Annotated in this window: 24 protein-coding genes; 17 read left to right on the top strand and 7 right to left on the bottom strand. The window is 61.3% G+C overall.

Going from position 1 to position 11,021, the window contains the following annotated elements; genetic code table 11:
* Window positions 1–94 precede the first annotated feature (94 nt).
* The 6 genes from DXY03_RS03950 (at window position 95) to DXY03_RS03925 (ending at window position 2,962) form a co-directional block, all read left to right on the top strand.
* The gene (locus tag DXY03_RS03950) at window positions 95–328 is read left to right on the top strand and encodes a hypothetical protein (protein WP_115009183.1); all 234 of its coding nucleotides are present in this window, start codon (window positions 95–97) and stop codon (window positions 326–328) included.
* 175 nt (window positions 329–503) lie between these two features.
* The gene (locus DXY03_RS03945; RefSeq protein WP_115009182.1) at window positions 504–1,373 is read left to right on the top strand and encodes a phycobilisome rod-core linker polypeptide; all 870 of its coding nucleotides are present in this window, start codon (window positions 504–506) and stop codon (window positions 1,371–1,373) included.
* A 133-nt stretch (window positions 1,374–1,506) separates the two neighbouring features.
* Entirely contained in the window at window positions 1,507–1,746 is a 240-nt protein-coding gene (locus DXY03_RS03940) for a hypothetical protein (RefSeq protein ID WP_244272262.1), read from the top strand.
* 38 nt (window positions 1,747–1,784) lie between these two features.
* Window positions 1,785–2,393, top strand: coding sequence for a hypothetical protein (locus tag DXY03_RS03935; RefSeq protein WP_115009288.1), 609 nt, complete (start codon window positions 1,785–1,787; stop codon window positions 2,391–2,393).
* 12 nt (window positions 2,394–2,405) lie between these two features.
* Window positions 2,406–2,630 carry a hypothetical protein gene (locus DXY03_RS03930; RefSeq protein ID WP_011364493.1) on the top strand — a complete coding sequence of 75 codons (225 nt, stop codon included), beginning with the start codon at window positions 2,406–2,408 and terminating at the stop codon, window positions 2,628–2,630.
* A gap of 65 nt (window positions 2,631–2,695) precedes the next feature.
* Window positions 2,696–2,962 carry a hypothetical protein gene (locus tag DXY03_RS03925; RefSeq protein ID WP_115009181.1) on the top strand — a complete coding sequence of 89 codons (267 nt, stop codon included), beginning with the start codon at window positions 2,696–2,698 and terminating at the stop codon, window positions 2,960–2,962.
* On the opposite strand, the gene DXY03_RS03920 is transcribed toward DXY03_RS03925, so the two are convergent.
* Window positions 2,944–4,182 carry a cytochrome P450 gene (locus tag DXY03_RS03920; protein WP_115009180.1) on the bottom strand — a complete coding sequence of 413 codons (1,239 nt, stop codon included), beginning with the start codon at window positions 4,180–4,182 and terminating at the stop codon, window positions 2,944–2,946. The two genes, DXY03_RS03925 and DXY03_RS03920, sit on opposite strands and share 19 nt — an antisense overlap.
* An 82-nt stretch (window positions 4,183–4,264) precedes the next feature.
* Between DXY03_RS03920 and DXY03_RS03915 the strand changes: the two genes are divergently transcribed.
* Window positions 4,265–4,522: a hypothetical protein gene (locus DXY03_RS03915; RefSeq protein WP_244272258.1), complete on the top strand. Its 258-nt coding sequence runs from the start codon at window positions 4,265–4,267 to the stop codon at window positions 4,520–4,522.
* Window positions 4,523–4,540: 18 nt separating this feature from the next.
* Here DXY03_RS03915 and DXY03_RS03910 read toward each other — a convergent pair whose 3' ends face one another.
* Together DXY03_RS03910 and DXY03_RS03905 are read right to left on the bottom strand one after the other, a co-directional pair.
* Window positions 4,541–4,996, bottom strand: a complete 456-nt coding sequence (locus DXY03_RS03910; protein WP_115009178.1) for a lipocalin-like domain-containing protein — start codon at window positions 4,994–4,996, stop codon at window positions 4,541–4,543.
* Between the two features lie 124 nt (window positions 4,997–5,120).
* Window positions 5,121–5,330, bottom strand: a complete 210-nt coding sequence (locus DXY03_RS03905; RefSeq protein ID WP_244272256.1) for a DUF1651 domain-containing protein — start codon at window positions 5,328–5,330, stop codon at window positions 5,121–5,123.
* 245 nt (window positions 5,331–5,575) lie between these two features.
* Here DXY03_RS03905 and DXY03_RS03900 point away from each other — a divergent pair, with 245 nt between their 5' ends.
* The 5 genes from DXY03_RS03900 (at window position 5,576) to DXY03_RS12155 (ending at window position 6,907) form a co-directional block, all read left to right on the top strand.
* The gene (locus DXY03_RS03900; protein ID WP_006850785.1) at window positions 5,576–5,941 is read left to right on the top strand and encodes an AbrB family transcriptional regulator; all 366 of its coding nucleotides are present in this window, start codon (window positions 5,576–5,578) and stop codon (window positions 5,939–5,941) included.
* A gap of 71 nt (window positions 5,942–6,012) precedes the next feature.
* Window positions 6,013–6,204 carry a hypothetical protein gene (locus DXY03_RS03895; RefSeq protein WP_115009176.1) on the top strand — a complete coding sequence of 64 codons (192 nt, stop codon included), beginning with the start codon at window positions 6,013–6,015 and terminating at the stop codon, window positions 6,202–6,204.
* A gap of 48 nt (window positions 6,205–6,252) precedes the next feature.
* Window positions 6,253–6,420 (top strand): hypothetical protein, encoded by a 168-nt coding sequence (locus DXY03_RS11820; protein ID WP_170951960.1) that lies wholly within the window; start codon window positions 6,253–6,255, stop codon window positions 6,418–6,420.
* A 66-nt stretch (window positions 6,421–6,486) separates the two neighbouring features.
* Window positions 6,487–6,711: a hypothetical protein gene (locus tag DXY03_RS03890; protein WP_115009175.1), complete on the top strand. Its 225-nt coding sequence runs from the start codon at window positions 6,487–6,489 to the stop codon at window positions 6,709–6,711.
* A gap of 46 nt (window positions 6,712–6,757) precedes the next feature.
* Window positions 6,758–6,907: a hypothetical protein gene (locus DXY03_RS12155; protein ID WP_170951959.1), complete on the top strand. Its 150-nt coding sequence runs from the start codon at window positions 6,758–6,760 to the stop codon at window positions 6,905–6,907.
* Here DXY03_RS12155 and DXY03_RS03885 read toward each other — a convergent pair.
* Together DXY03_RS03885 and DXY03_RS12150 are read right to left on the bottom strand one after the other, a co-directional pair.
* Window positions 6,904–7,332, bottom strand: a complete 429-nt coding sequence (locus DXY03_RS03885) for a tellurite resistance TerB family protein (RefSeq protein WP_115009174.1) — start codon at window positions 7,330–7,332, stop codon at window positions 6,904–6,906. The two genes, DXY03_RS12155 and DXY03_RS03885, sit on opposite strands and share 4 nt — an antisense overlap.
* 110 nt (window positions 7,333–7,442) lie before the next feature.
* Complete coding sequence (locus tag DXY03_RS12150; RefSeq protein WP_170950620.1) at window positions 7,443–7,604, bottom strand: hypothetical protein; 162 nt, start codon at window positions 7,602–7,604, stop codon at window positions 7,443–7,445.
* Between the two features lie 119 nt (window positions 7,605–7,723).
* Between DXY03_RS12150 and DXY03_RS12145 the strand changes: the two genes are divergently transcribed.
* The 3 genes from DXY03_RS12145 (at window position 7,724) to DXY03_RS12135 (ending at window position 8,301) form a co-directional block, all read left to right on the top strand.
* Window positions 7,724–7,876: a hypothetical protein gene (locus DXY03_RS12145; protein ID WP_244272254.1), complete on the top strand. Its 153-nt coding sequence runs from the start codon at window positions 7,724–7,726 to the stop codon at window positions 7,874–7,876.
* An 83-nt stretch (window positions 7,877–7,959) separates the two neighbouring features.
* Entirely contained in the window at window positions 7,960–8,121 is a 162-nt protein-coding gene (locus DXY03_RS12140; protein WP_170951958.1) for a hypothetical protein, read from the top strand.
* Window positions 8,122–8,124: 3 nt separating this feature from the next.
* The gene (locus DXY03_RS12135; RefSeq protein ID WP_156783051.1) at window positions 8,125–8,301 is read left to right on the top strand and encodes a hypothetical protein; all 177 of its coding nucleotides are present in this window, start codon (window positions 8,125–8,127) and stop codon (window positions 8,299–8,301) included.
* Here the strand turns inward: DXY03_RS12135 and DXY03_RS12130 are convergent.
* Complete coding sequence (locus DXY03_RS12130) at window positions 8,295–8,444, bottom strand: hypothetical protein (protein WP_170950618.1); 150 nt, start codon at window positions 8,442–8,444, stop codon at window positions 8,295–8,297. The two genes, DXY03_RS12135 and DXY03_RS12130, sit on opposite strands and share 7 nt — an antisense overlap.
* A gap of 108 nt (window positions 8,445–8,552) precedes the next feature.
* Here DXY03_RS12130 and DXY03_RS03875 point away from each other — a divergent pair, with 108 nt between their 5' ends.
* Window positions 8,553–10,226, top strand: a complete 1,674-nt coding sequence (locus tag DXY03_RS03875; RefSeq protein WP_115009172.1) for a protein adenylyltransferase SelO family protein — start codon at window positions 8,553–8,555, stop codon at window positions 10,224–10,226.
* Window positions 10,223–10,759, top strand: a complete 537-nt coding sequence (locus tag DXY03_RS03870; protein ID WP_115009171.1) for a DUF924 family protein — start codon at window positions 10,223–10,225, stop codon at window positions 10,757–10,759. The genes DXY03_RS03875 and DXY03_RS03870 overlap by 4 nt, the downstream gene beginning before the upstream one ends.
* Here the strand turns inward: DXY03_RS03870 and DXY03_RS03865 are convergent.
* On the bottom strand, window positions 10,748–10,927 hold the full coding sequence (locus DXY03_RS03865; RefSeq protein WP_006850301.1) for a hypothetical protein: 180 nt from the start codon (window positions 10,925–10,927) through the stop codon (window positions 10,748–10,750). The genes DXY03_RS03870 and DXY03_RS03865 overlap by 12 nt on opposite strands.
* Window positions 10,928–11,021: the final 94 nt, after the last annotated feature.

Genomic DNA, 11,021 nt, shown 5'->3' with positions numbered 1-11,021 from the left:
CTCTTTCGCTGATCGCCTGTTCGGTGATCACGGTCGTGATCGTGCTTCGGTGGCCAACGCCCGATCCATAGGGTCTCGGGGTTGCGTCTTTGTGATGTCCGAGGAAACCACCAACGAGCAGTCCTGTGGCGGCAAGAAGCGGGTGATGCTCGCCTATGGCCTGGTTCAGATCTCCGCCACCGTGGTGTCGGCTGTGTCGTTGGCGGCCATTGCCGTTGGCCTCTGTGCTGTGAAGCAGGAGAGCCGTCTGTTCAACGGCTGTGTGGAAACCGTGGTGGCCGAGGGCCGCTCCCAAGCCGAAGCCGTTCGCTACTGCAACAGCGGCTGATTCCGTCAGATCTTCAGTCCCGATCTGGCTTTTCAGCTGTTTCAAGTTGTGGCGATCGCGTTGCAGTCAGCCGCTTTGATTGCGCCATGTAACGCTCACTTTGAACTATTTATAAGTTCATCAGCGCACATGAAGTCATCGCCATAACTTGAACTGAATTTCATTGGTCTTTCGGATGCCAGCTCTGAAGTACAAGCGGGATTTCACCCACGATCAGCGGGTGTCCTTCGCCTTTGCGAACTCCGCGACTGCCACCAAGAGCGCCAGTTCCAACGCCGGCAAAGCTGCATCCAGCTCCGCTGAATACAAGCAGAACCAATGCGCCTCGATGGGCATCGGCATGGGTCCTCGAATCCATGAGGTCTGCCCCTTCGGAGCGGTGAACCACTCTTATGCCGCCACCGGCAGCTCGGCCCTGGAAACCGCCATCGCCGCGGCCTACAAGCAGGTGTTCGGCAACATCGGCATCTCCGACAGCCAGCGCCTCACCTCCCTGGAAGCCTTCCTCTGTGATGGCCGCATCAACGTGCAGGGCTTCATGGGCGGCTTGGTCAAGTCTGACCTCTACAAGCAGAAGTTCTTCCACGCCGTGTCGCCCATGCGCGGCATCGAGCTCACCACCAAGCACCTGCTGGGCCGTCCTCCGGTGAGTCAGCAGGAAATCAGCGCTGGCATCCAGCTGATTGCTGACCAGGGCTTTGATGCTTTTGTTGACAGCCTCACCCACTCCGAGGAGTACCTCGAGACCTTCGGCACCGACACGGTTCCCTACCTGCGCGGCTTTAAGTCGGAAGCCCGGGCCGCCTGCTCCACCTTCGTGGGCATGGCTGACGTCACCCCGGCCAACGCCAGCGCCGAGCACGTGATGTACACCGGACCTCTGCTGGTGAAGCGCCTCACCAAAGACCTCAGCACCTTCACTGCCGGTAGCGGTGGCTTCGGTGGCGATGGTGCTGGCTTCTCCTACACCAACGCCGTAAAGAACGCCCGCAACAGCGCCTACCGCCGCATGTATGGCGGCAAGTTCAACTACGGCAGCTATTGATCCCCTGCCTCAAGCAGCGATCATCCGATCAATGAACGGCAGGAGGGGCATCCCTCCTGCTTTTTTGTGAGTATCAATTCCCATTGAGAATAATCCTCATTTAGGTAAAGTCCCCGAGATCTTTGGCTTCTGGATGCATTACTTCGGGCTATTGGTGCACGAAAGCGGCCAGGTGACGCCGCTATTTGGTACTGAGGTTCTTGAAGTTGCCGTCTCTAAATTCTTTGAGTGCTGTCTAAGAGCGGGATACAAGCCCACCGATGTTCATCTGCGCCTGATCAAATCGGCGTCGCCCAAATTCCCTTCCGAGATCTGCCTGGATAAAAATCTGTTGGTGTCGGGCTACAACCTGCAGGTGGAGAACTACCAATAAGCCGTGACATCTTGGGGATTGCCCCCGCCTTATGCTTCGTGGCCAACCCCGCCGACGCCGACGCCAACCTCAAGCGGGCCCTCGAGCAGCTCAACGAGAACGAGGCGGCCGTGGCCGAGGCGATCAATGAAGCCCGCGCTGAGCATGCCCGCAGTGAACCGCCCCTCACCGGGCCTGCGCTGCTGGAGCTGATTGATCAGCTGGCCAGCCAGCGGTCCCTCGACAGTCAGGACGCTGCGATCCTCTGCCACTGGCCCGATGCCGCCTCCATCGGCCAGGCCTGGTTTGAGCTCAAGCACCCCGGCAAAAGTGTGCCCAGCCCAATGCTGGTGCTCGACGCCTACCTCGTTGGCGCCCCGCCCTTTTTGAGCAAGGCCCAGCGGGATCTGGTGGGGGATTGGTACCGCAGCAAGGTGAGCGCCAATCCCGAGTACACCGATGCCGTCACCGGGGCGGCCAAGGCTTTTGTGCTGATAGGTGATCTCAACGCCAGTGCCGCCGGCATGGCCTGGCAGACGATCATTCCCGATCTGCTCGAGCAGGGGCATGATCTGGAGTTCAACGTCACCAAGGAACAGGTGACGGCAGCGGCGGCCCGCTGGATTGTTGCGGTGGCCGACACCTTCACGCCACCATCGCTGGATTGACGCGAGCAATCGATGGGTCTGCAGCTGGTTTCCGCCGACTACCTCCATGAGGACGGCATCACCTACCGGATCCGCCGCGACAGCCTCGAGCAGGACTTCACGATTGAGGAGAAGCGCGATGGCGCCTGGGTGGATTGCGGCCTGGATCAGGCGGTGAAGGATGTGAACTTCGCTGAGTTCAAGCGCCTCGGCCTGCTGATCAAGAAGGTGATGGATGCCGATCAGTGGCTGGCCTGAACGACCCTGAATCGCAGCCGCCGGCCGGCCGCGCCAGGATGTAACGAATTCGTTACACGTTTCTCATGACCGTCGGAGAAATCTTCCTGGAGAGCCTTTCCACCGGGGTGATCACGGAGCACGAGGTGAACTGGCTGGCCTCCCATCAGACCAGTTTTGATCGGCCCGAGGAGGCCGCCGCCATCCGGCTCGGACGTTTGATGGATCAGGGCCAGATCAACCTCGGCTGCCGCCTGCCGGAGCCGATGCTGCGCCACCAGGAGGTGCTGGTGGACTGGATCGAACCCCTCGGCCGTCGCCGTCACCGTCAGAGTCAGCGCGCGGTGGCCTGAACAAGCAGGCCGTCCTTGGGAGTGGGGCTGGGAATCAGTTGCAGCGCCAGGTCTTGATCTGGCTGCAGCTGCAGCTCCACCGCCTGCAGCATTCCCACCGCCATCAGGCGGATCTCCAGTTCCGCCAAGGCCTTGCCCAGGCACACCCGCTCGCCGCCACCGAAGGGCAGCAGCGTCTGCTTGAAAGATCCATCCAGGTGGCGTTGCGGCCGGAATGCCGCCAGATCCTCGTCATCACCGGCCGACGTCGGGCTCAGCACCACCTGAATCACGCTCCCTTCAGGAACGGCCACCCCCGCCAGCTCGATCGGCGCCAGGCTGCGCCGGAAGAAGCCTCCCACCGGGGGCGTCAGCCGCATCACCTCCAGCACCGTCGCGTCCAACCGCGGTGATGCCGCCTCGCTCGCCAACCCATCGCGCAACCAGTGCTCCACCTCCGGGTTGAGCAGCAGCGCCCGGAACAGGCAGCTCAGCGATGAGGCCGTTGTCTCGTAGCCGGCGAACAGCAAGAGCAGCAGCTGTTCGGCCAGGTCGTCATCGTCCAAAGGAATGCCGGCTTCATCCAGGCCCCCGCTCAGCAGATCAAGCCCGCCTTGGTTGGTGCCCGCCTGGAGCACGCTCTTGATCCGCTTCAGCAGCCGTTGGCGGGCCGCCATCGCCTTGGCGAAGGGGGTGCCGGGAAGTGCCAGGGGAATCGAGAACAGGGCCCGGGTCCAGATCTCGAAGTCGGCGAACAGGGCATCACGGCTGGCGCCATCCAGCCCCAGCACGGTGGTGGCGATCACGGCAAAGGCGAAGCGCCGCATCCGTGCCGCCAGCGGCAACGGTGTGGTGGTGGTGATCAGCTCCTGGCAGAGCTCCGCCACCATCTGCTCGATCGACGGGGTGTAGCGCACCAGTGCTGCGCTGGAGAACAGTTGCCCCACCACCCGGCGCCGGGCTTTGTGCCCCGGGCCACTGCGGTTGGCCAGCGACCGGCTGCCCAGCAGTTGCCGCACACTATCGGGCCACCAGCCTTCCAAGGCATCCCCTTGCCCCAGCAGGTCGCCGATGGCCTTTTCGCCGCGGATGAACACCATCCGCTGGGCCAGCAGCTTGGTTTCGAACACATCGCCGTGGGTCTCAAAGCGCCGCTGGGCGAACTCCGCCTGGGTGAAGAAGGCCAGGGTTTCCCCCAGTCCGCTCACGGCGCCTGTGCTGGGGAGGGGGGTGGTGGCCATCGCAGCTCGGCGTGAGCTGACGTTCTAAGGCTGACAGTGCTGCAGACGCTGGCTAACTCAACGGGTGTGCTGCGCGTTCTCCGTGGAACTCAAGTCTCTGCTGTTTGTGCTGATCGCTCATCTGATCAGCGCCGGCCTCTCGAAAACCGTTGCCGCCCAGAAGGCGCGCAACAGCAAACGCTGGGCTGTTGCAGGTTTTCTGTTTGGGCCGTTGGGTCTGATTGCTGCGGTGGGCATGCCGGACCGTCATCAGATTGTTTATCTGCGCTACCTGGCTGAGCAGCAGGGCTACCAACCCCGCCACGCTTGTGGTGGCCAGAAGGGCGAGACCGACGCCTGAGTCTTCTGTTGAAACCCTTCAGCTGCAGCGCTGAAAACGAACAATGCTGCGGGTGAGGCCTGTCTCGGGCCAGTTGGGCATCACCCGCCAGGGGGTGTGCACCGTGAGCACGTCGCCATCGATCGCGAAATAGCGGGTCTGTTCTGTGCCCACCCATTCCGGGTTCCATGCCACATCCACCTGGGTGATCCAGCGGTCACCCTCGAGCCTGTAAGTGCCGGTGTACGCGATCATGCTGCTCAGCAGGGCCGATCGCTCCTCGGCGTTACTGCCCAGTTGGCGACCCTCTGCCGAGAGCATGAAGGAGAGACGACCCTCCGCAGTGAAGATCACATAGCCGCTGGGGTTGTCCCCCATCGGCGCGAAGCTGTTGCCGTTGGCTTGTTCCTCAACGTCGTAGCTCAACAATTGCCAGGCGCCATGCACGCTGGTGGAACTGATTGCTTGGGCGGGCTGAACTGAACTGACGCTCACAACTGAATCTGTTCCTGAGCGGCAACCTATCGATCGTGATCTGGCTTTGACAGCCTGAAGAGAGGCATTGCTGCGCAATTGATGCCATTGATTGCCGAACCAGTAGCAACAACAACGAAAGTGATCAGCGTGCTGGAGCGCGGCAGGGTCGCCAGCCCCGTTTCACCATCACGTTCCAGGTGTCGATCGCGTTCTGATCCAGAACGCGGCGATGGCTGAGGGGTTGCGGTGGTATGGGCGGGTCGTAGTGATACGTCCTGATTGAGACCCAGGCCGTGGTTTCTGAATTCAGTTCCGGCTTGAAATACACCAGCCGCTGTTGGGTTGTGTTCACCAACCATCCTCGTCCACTCTGGTCAGGATTTGATTGGGATGTTGATTGGTGCTGGGAGTTGGCCATTTGAACGCATTCTCGAGGCCAACTGTTTCACGCTGATGGCCTTGTCAAACCACCAACACAAGCTGCTCACACATGCTGATTTTTTGTTTTTCCAGCCAATTAACTGAATTCAATGCTTTTTTCCCCTTGTGAGCAGCACAATATTTGTTCTAATAGAGAAGTAACGATCTCACAGACCCATGCTTACCGGAGCTGAATTGCTCAACCGCGTCAAGGAACTTGGCGATTGCGCCAAAACAGATCTGGCCAGGGGTTGTGGTTACGTCGTCAAAAAGAAAGACGGCTCTGAGCAGGTGAAATTCACCGCGTTCTACGAGGCCCTCCTGGAAGCCAAGGGCCTTTCCTTCTCCACCGGTGGATCTGGTGTGGGCAAAGGTGGCCGCAAGCTGTCCTACAAGGCTGTGGTTCAGGGCAACGGCAATCTGTTGATTGGCAAGGCCTACACCGCTCTGCTGGAACTGCAGCCCGGCGATGAATATGAGATCAAGCTTGGTCGCAAGCAGATCCGCCTGATCCCTGTTGGCGGTTCCGAAGAAGAGGATTGATCTCCGGTTCAGCAGCAACACAATTTTCCCCGCGGTTCCCTTAAATTCCACGGGGACTTTTTTTGGCTCCGATGCCCTACCGACCCACCAAGGAGCATCTGGACCATCAGATTCCAGACGCGTTCAAGAGCATCAATAGTTTGATGCGTCAGCTGAAGCAGGACATCGGCATGGATGACCGCTACATCGCCCTGATGCTTGATGCGCTCTCGCGGGAATACTCCGCCAAGCAGCCGATCCGAGAAGGTTTCGGCTTCCGCTGAAGGTCAAGCTGTTGCTATCAACCGGTGGAACGGCGTCTCCCTCCACCCATGAAACGACTCCTGCTCGTCCACAACCTGGTGCACGGTCAGAGCGTTGTGCACGAACTGGACGACAAGGATTTCGCTGTGGAGCTGGTGGAGGGCGATCCTGAGACCGACGATCAGGGCGAGATGGACGTGGAGAGTCGCTTTTTCATCCGCGTCGACAACGAATGAGCTCGCGGTGACCTCAGTGCCGAATCACGGCCGGTGCGCAGATCAGCAAAGAAATGATTGATTGGGTTGTATCAGCGCTATCGCGAAGGAACCCGTGGGTGGAAGGTGATGGCAACGCGCTACGTGCTTCGGACGGGGGAGGTTATCCACTCCAACCGCAACCCCGAGGAACTCGACGTCTACTGCTACCGAACCGGTGCCAACGACCACACCTGTCTGCTGCTCTCCGAACAATCCGAAGCGGATTTCCTGCTCCGCTATGGATCTGAAGAGTTGAACGTGGCCTATTGACGCCGCTCGGATCGTGGCCTGAATGGGTGGGCATCTAGGCAATGCCATGGACGACGTCAGGCTGCAACGGCTGCTTCAAGAGGCAGAAGAGCATCTCCGTGCCCGCAGCTGCCGCCAGCGCTATGAGCGCGCCGTGGTCCGTCTGCCCGACAGCCGCCGGGGCATCTGGTTCGGTGATGACAAGCGTGCGGCCTAAGGCGCGCCATTGACCAGAAGGGCTGGCACCAGGGGGGCGTGCAGCAACTCAAAAACTGAATCGATGCGTTCGGCCTCCACCTGCGAGATCGAGAGCATCAAGGCCAGCAGATCCAGCCGTCGCCGCTCTTCGGCGGAATAGGGCCCATCCGAGCGCATCAGTTCTGAAGCCATGGCGTAGGCCGTGAGCGCTTGATCGACCGTGAGCGCCTTGGCAGCCTCAAGCATCAGCGCCTTGGTGCCCTTCTCAAGGCGCATGGCCAGCACCGCATCCATCAGCAGCACCACCTCGTTTTCACTCATCCGGCAGTAGGGCTCGCGGTAGTCGAGGGCATGCCGGAATGCCCTGGCCCCAGCCCGGCTGAGGGTGTCGTCCCACGACACCGCGGTGAGGCCGACGGCCGCAAAAGCAGTGACGTCATTCATCAGGAATGGCGTAAGCGTTGGCCAACTGTCAACGAATGGTCGCGATCCCTGTTGTTAAAAGCGCAACAGCTCTGCGCAGATGAGTCGTTGCACCTAGTTGGCCTGTCGCCTCATTCCGGCAGGCGCTCCACGGCCACATGCATGAACCGCTTCACCATGGCAATCGGCCAGCCTTCCCGCTGCAGGTCTTCAGCGATCTGATCGATCTGGAAGCCGATCTCTTCGGCTACCAGCTCTTCCAGCAGCTGGTTCGAATGTTGCGTGGTGGTCATGGGCCGGCGCTCAAGCTCAGCAGCACTGCATCGGGCCTAACCCACCTCGGCTGTGTTTCGCCACCTTGATTTGGTCGCATTCGGTTGCAGGCTTGCGGCGCCGTTGCCAGCTTGAAGGCATGAAACAGGCTTCCCTGCTCCGGCGCATCGGCACCTACCTGCTCGGCTTGGTGGATGAGTACTGGGCCATGCGTCGTCCCTGGCAGTACGGCGCCAAGCAACCCCAATGCGGCCTGCAGTGCGATGGCGATCACTGCGAACCCGTCGACTGAGTCAGCCCTGCGCACAATGCGCGTTTACACGGGTTGCCGCTCCTCCATGTCCCCACAACAGTGAGGTCAGCCAAGGAGATGAGATGGAGTTCAAAAGCCGCATTTTTGCCACCTCGCGTGGGTCCACCATCGACGCCATCGGTGACGGCAAATATCTGGTGTGCAATCCGGCCTATTGCTTCATGGTGCATGGCCTGCGCCAGGCCCATGAGGCCGTGCAACGTCAGGAAATGCCCGCCCTCTGAGCCATGGCTGAATACCGGATTCACTGCAAGCACTGCGGCTATGAGGGGCAGGCCAACTCCCGTTGGATCCCCTTCGTGCAGGTGGAGAAGCGGGGGCAGGATTGCCCCCATTGCGGCCGCCCCACCCTGCTGGAGCCCTGGTGCAGGCTGCGGGCTGAGGCGTCCATGCCTGATTACTGAAAGGTCTGCCAGCTGCTGGTGAGCCACTGGGGAGCCACGCTCCACCAGATGGCCGTGGCCACAAAAATGGCGGTCAGCCCGATCAGGCTGGTGATCAGCTCCTCCTGCCGGTTGTCGGAGCGAAGTTTCCTGGCTTTGCCCACGGTTGTCCTTGGATGCTTCCCTCGGTGTAAGGCCTCGGCTCGGCATTGGCCATCGGTCAAAACACCCGGCCGCAGCTCTGGCGATGATGGGTTCAGCGTCAGGGTCCGATGAGCACCGCCACGTTTGCTGAGTTCGCCGAACGGGCCGACTACTCCCTGCTGGAAGCCCTCACGCCTGACCCGGAGTCCACAGCGGATGGGGAGGACCACCGTCCCCGCCAGGTGCTCTCGGGCCACTACGTGCCGGTGACGCCCACCCCGATCCCCGAGCCCCAATACCTGGCGCACAGCCGCAGCCTGTTCAGCGAGCTGGGTCTCAGCGACGACCTGGCCCAGGACGATCAGTTCCGCCGCATGTTTTCCGGTGATCTCGGTGTGGCCACCGGTCCGATGCGGCCCTGGGGCTGGGCCACCGGCTACGCCCTCTCGATCTACGGCACCGAATACACCCAGCAGTGCCCCTTCGGCAATGGCAACGGCTACGGCGATGGCCGAGCCATGTCGGTGTTCGAGGGCTTGTTTGAAGGGCGCCGCTGGGAGATGCAGCTCAAAGGTGGTGGTCCCACCCCTTACTGCCGTGGTGCTGATGGTCGCGCCGTGCTGCGCTCCAGCGTCCGTGAATTTCTGGCGCAGGACTTCATGCATGCCCTCGGTGTGCCCACCTCCCGGTCGTTGACGCTCTACGTCTCCCATGCCGAGACGGTGCGTCGCCCCTGGTATTCCGAGAACTCACGCTCGATGGATCCGGACGTGATGGTCGATAACCCGGCGGCCATCAGCACCCGGGTGGCGCCCTCATTTCTGCGGGTGGGTCAGCTGGAGTTGTTCGCCCGCCGTGCCCGCAGTGAGGCCCATCCCCGGGCGCATCAGGAATTGCACCAGATCGTGGTGCACTTGATCGAACGCAATTACCGCCAGGAGATCGATCCCGGCCTGCCCTTCAGCGACCAGGTTGTGCTGTTGGCGAGCTTGTTCCGTGATCGCCTCACGACCCTTGTGGCCAACTGGATCCGTGTGGGCTATTGCCAGGGCAACTTCAACAGCGACAACTGCGCCGCCGGTGGCTTCACCCTCGACTACGGCCCATTTGGCTTCTGCGAGCTGTTCGATCCGCGCTTTCAGCCCTGGACCGGTGGCGGCGCCCACTTCTGCTTCTTCAACCAGCCGGTGGCCGCGGAGGCCAACTACCGCATGTTCTGGAAATCCCTGCGCACGCTGATGGAGGGCCAGGCGGAGGCCCAGGCCCAACTGGATCAGTTGCTGGAGTATTTCCCCGCTGCCATGCAGGAGGCCATGCAAAGGATGTGGAGCAGCAAACTCGGCGTGCTCAGTGCCGACGACGCCCTGGTCCAGGAGCTCTTGAAGCTCCTCGTGGAGTCCAGCGCCGATTATTCGATGCTGTTCCGCCGCTTGTCGGATCTGCCCGAGCAGATCGATCCGCTGCGGGGCTGTTTCTATCTGCCCTTGTCGGCACCCCTCGAATCCCAATGGAACAACTGGTTGCTGCGTTGGCGTGCCCAGTGGCCCAGTGGCGTTGATCCGGCTCTGATCTCTGCTGGCATGCGGCGCGTCAATCCGGCGATCACCTGGCGCGAATGGCTGATCGCTCCGGCTTACCAGCAGGCCGCTGAAGGTGACACCTCCTTGATGGCTGAACTGCAGCAGCTGTTCAGCACGCCCTACGACACCCCTTCCGCCGATTTGGCGGTCCGCTACGACCGCTTGAAACCGCGGGAGTTTTTCAGCGCCGGTGGGGTGTCCCACTACAGCTGTTCGTCTTGAGCGCCGACGACGTTCTGGAGTTCTGGTTCCAACAGTGCCGTCCCTGGCAGTGGTTTCGTCGCCGCGACAGCTTCGATGCCCTGGTGCGAGAGCGATTCGGCGAGGCCGTTGAGCGTGCCCTCGCTGGAGAGCTGGATCACTGGAGCTCTGAGCCCAGCAGTGGTCTGGCCCTCGTGCTGCTGCTGGATCAGTTCACCCGTCAGATCTGGCGTGGTGAGGCCAAGGCTTTTGCCGGAGATCCTCAGGCTCTGAAGCTGAGCCTGGCAGCGCTGGAGCGGGGATGGATCGCAGCGGAATCTCAACGACCGCGGCGGCAGTTCTGGCTGATGCCTCTTTTGCACAGCGAAGACATCAGCGTGGTGGCCCAGGCCATCCCTTTGCTCGAGCACTTCGCGGACGCTGCCACCGCCGATGTGGCCCGCCGCCATCTCCTCCAGCTGCAGCGCTTTGGCCGCTATCCCCACCGCAATGCTGCTCTTGGAAGGGTGAGTTCACCGGAGGAAATGGTTTTTACGCAGCAATCACAATGTTGAGGGTTCCTCGCCTTCGTCCTTCATCAGGCGCAGCGCTGCATTCATCACGGCAGCTTTCACCGCCCGGCGCTCCAGCCCCTGGCGTTCGAAGTGCCGAACGATGCGCGACAGGTCCCACCAGACGGCCACTTCCACTTCATCCATCTCATTGGCGACGTGGAGAGTCATGGTTGCGCTGGGTCTTAATTCAGCTGTAGCTCCGTGCCAGCACCGCCTGAGGCGTCTGCGGAATGACTGCTGAATTCAGTTGCAATTCAGCCTG

Source organism: Synechococcus sp. N5, from assembly GCF_900473925.1.
Taxonomy (GTDB): Bacteria; Cyanobacteriota; Cyanobacteriia; order PCC-6307; family Cyanobiaceae; genus Parasynechococcus.
This window is presented reverse-complemented; position numbering and strand designations above follow the sequence as displayed.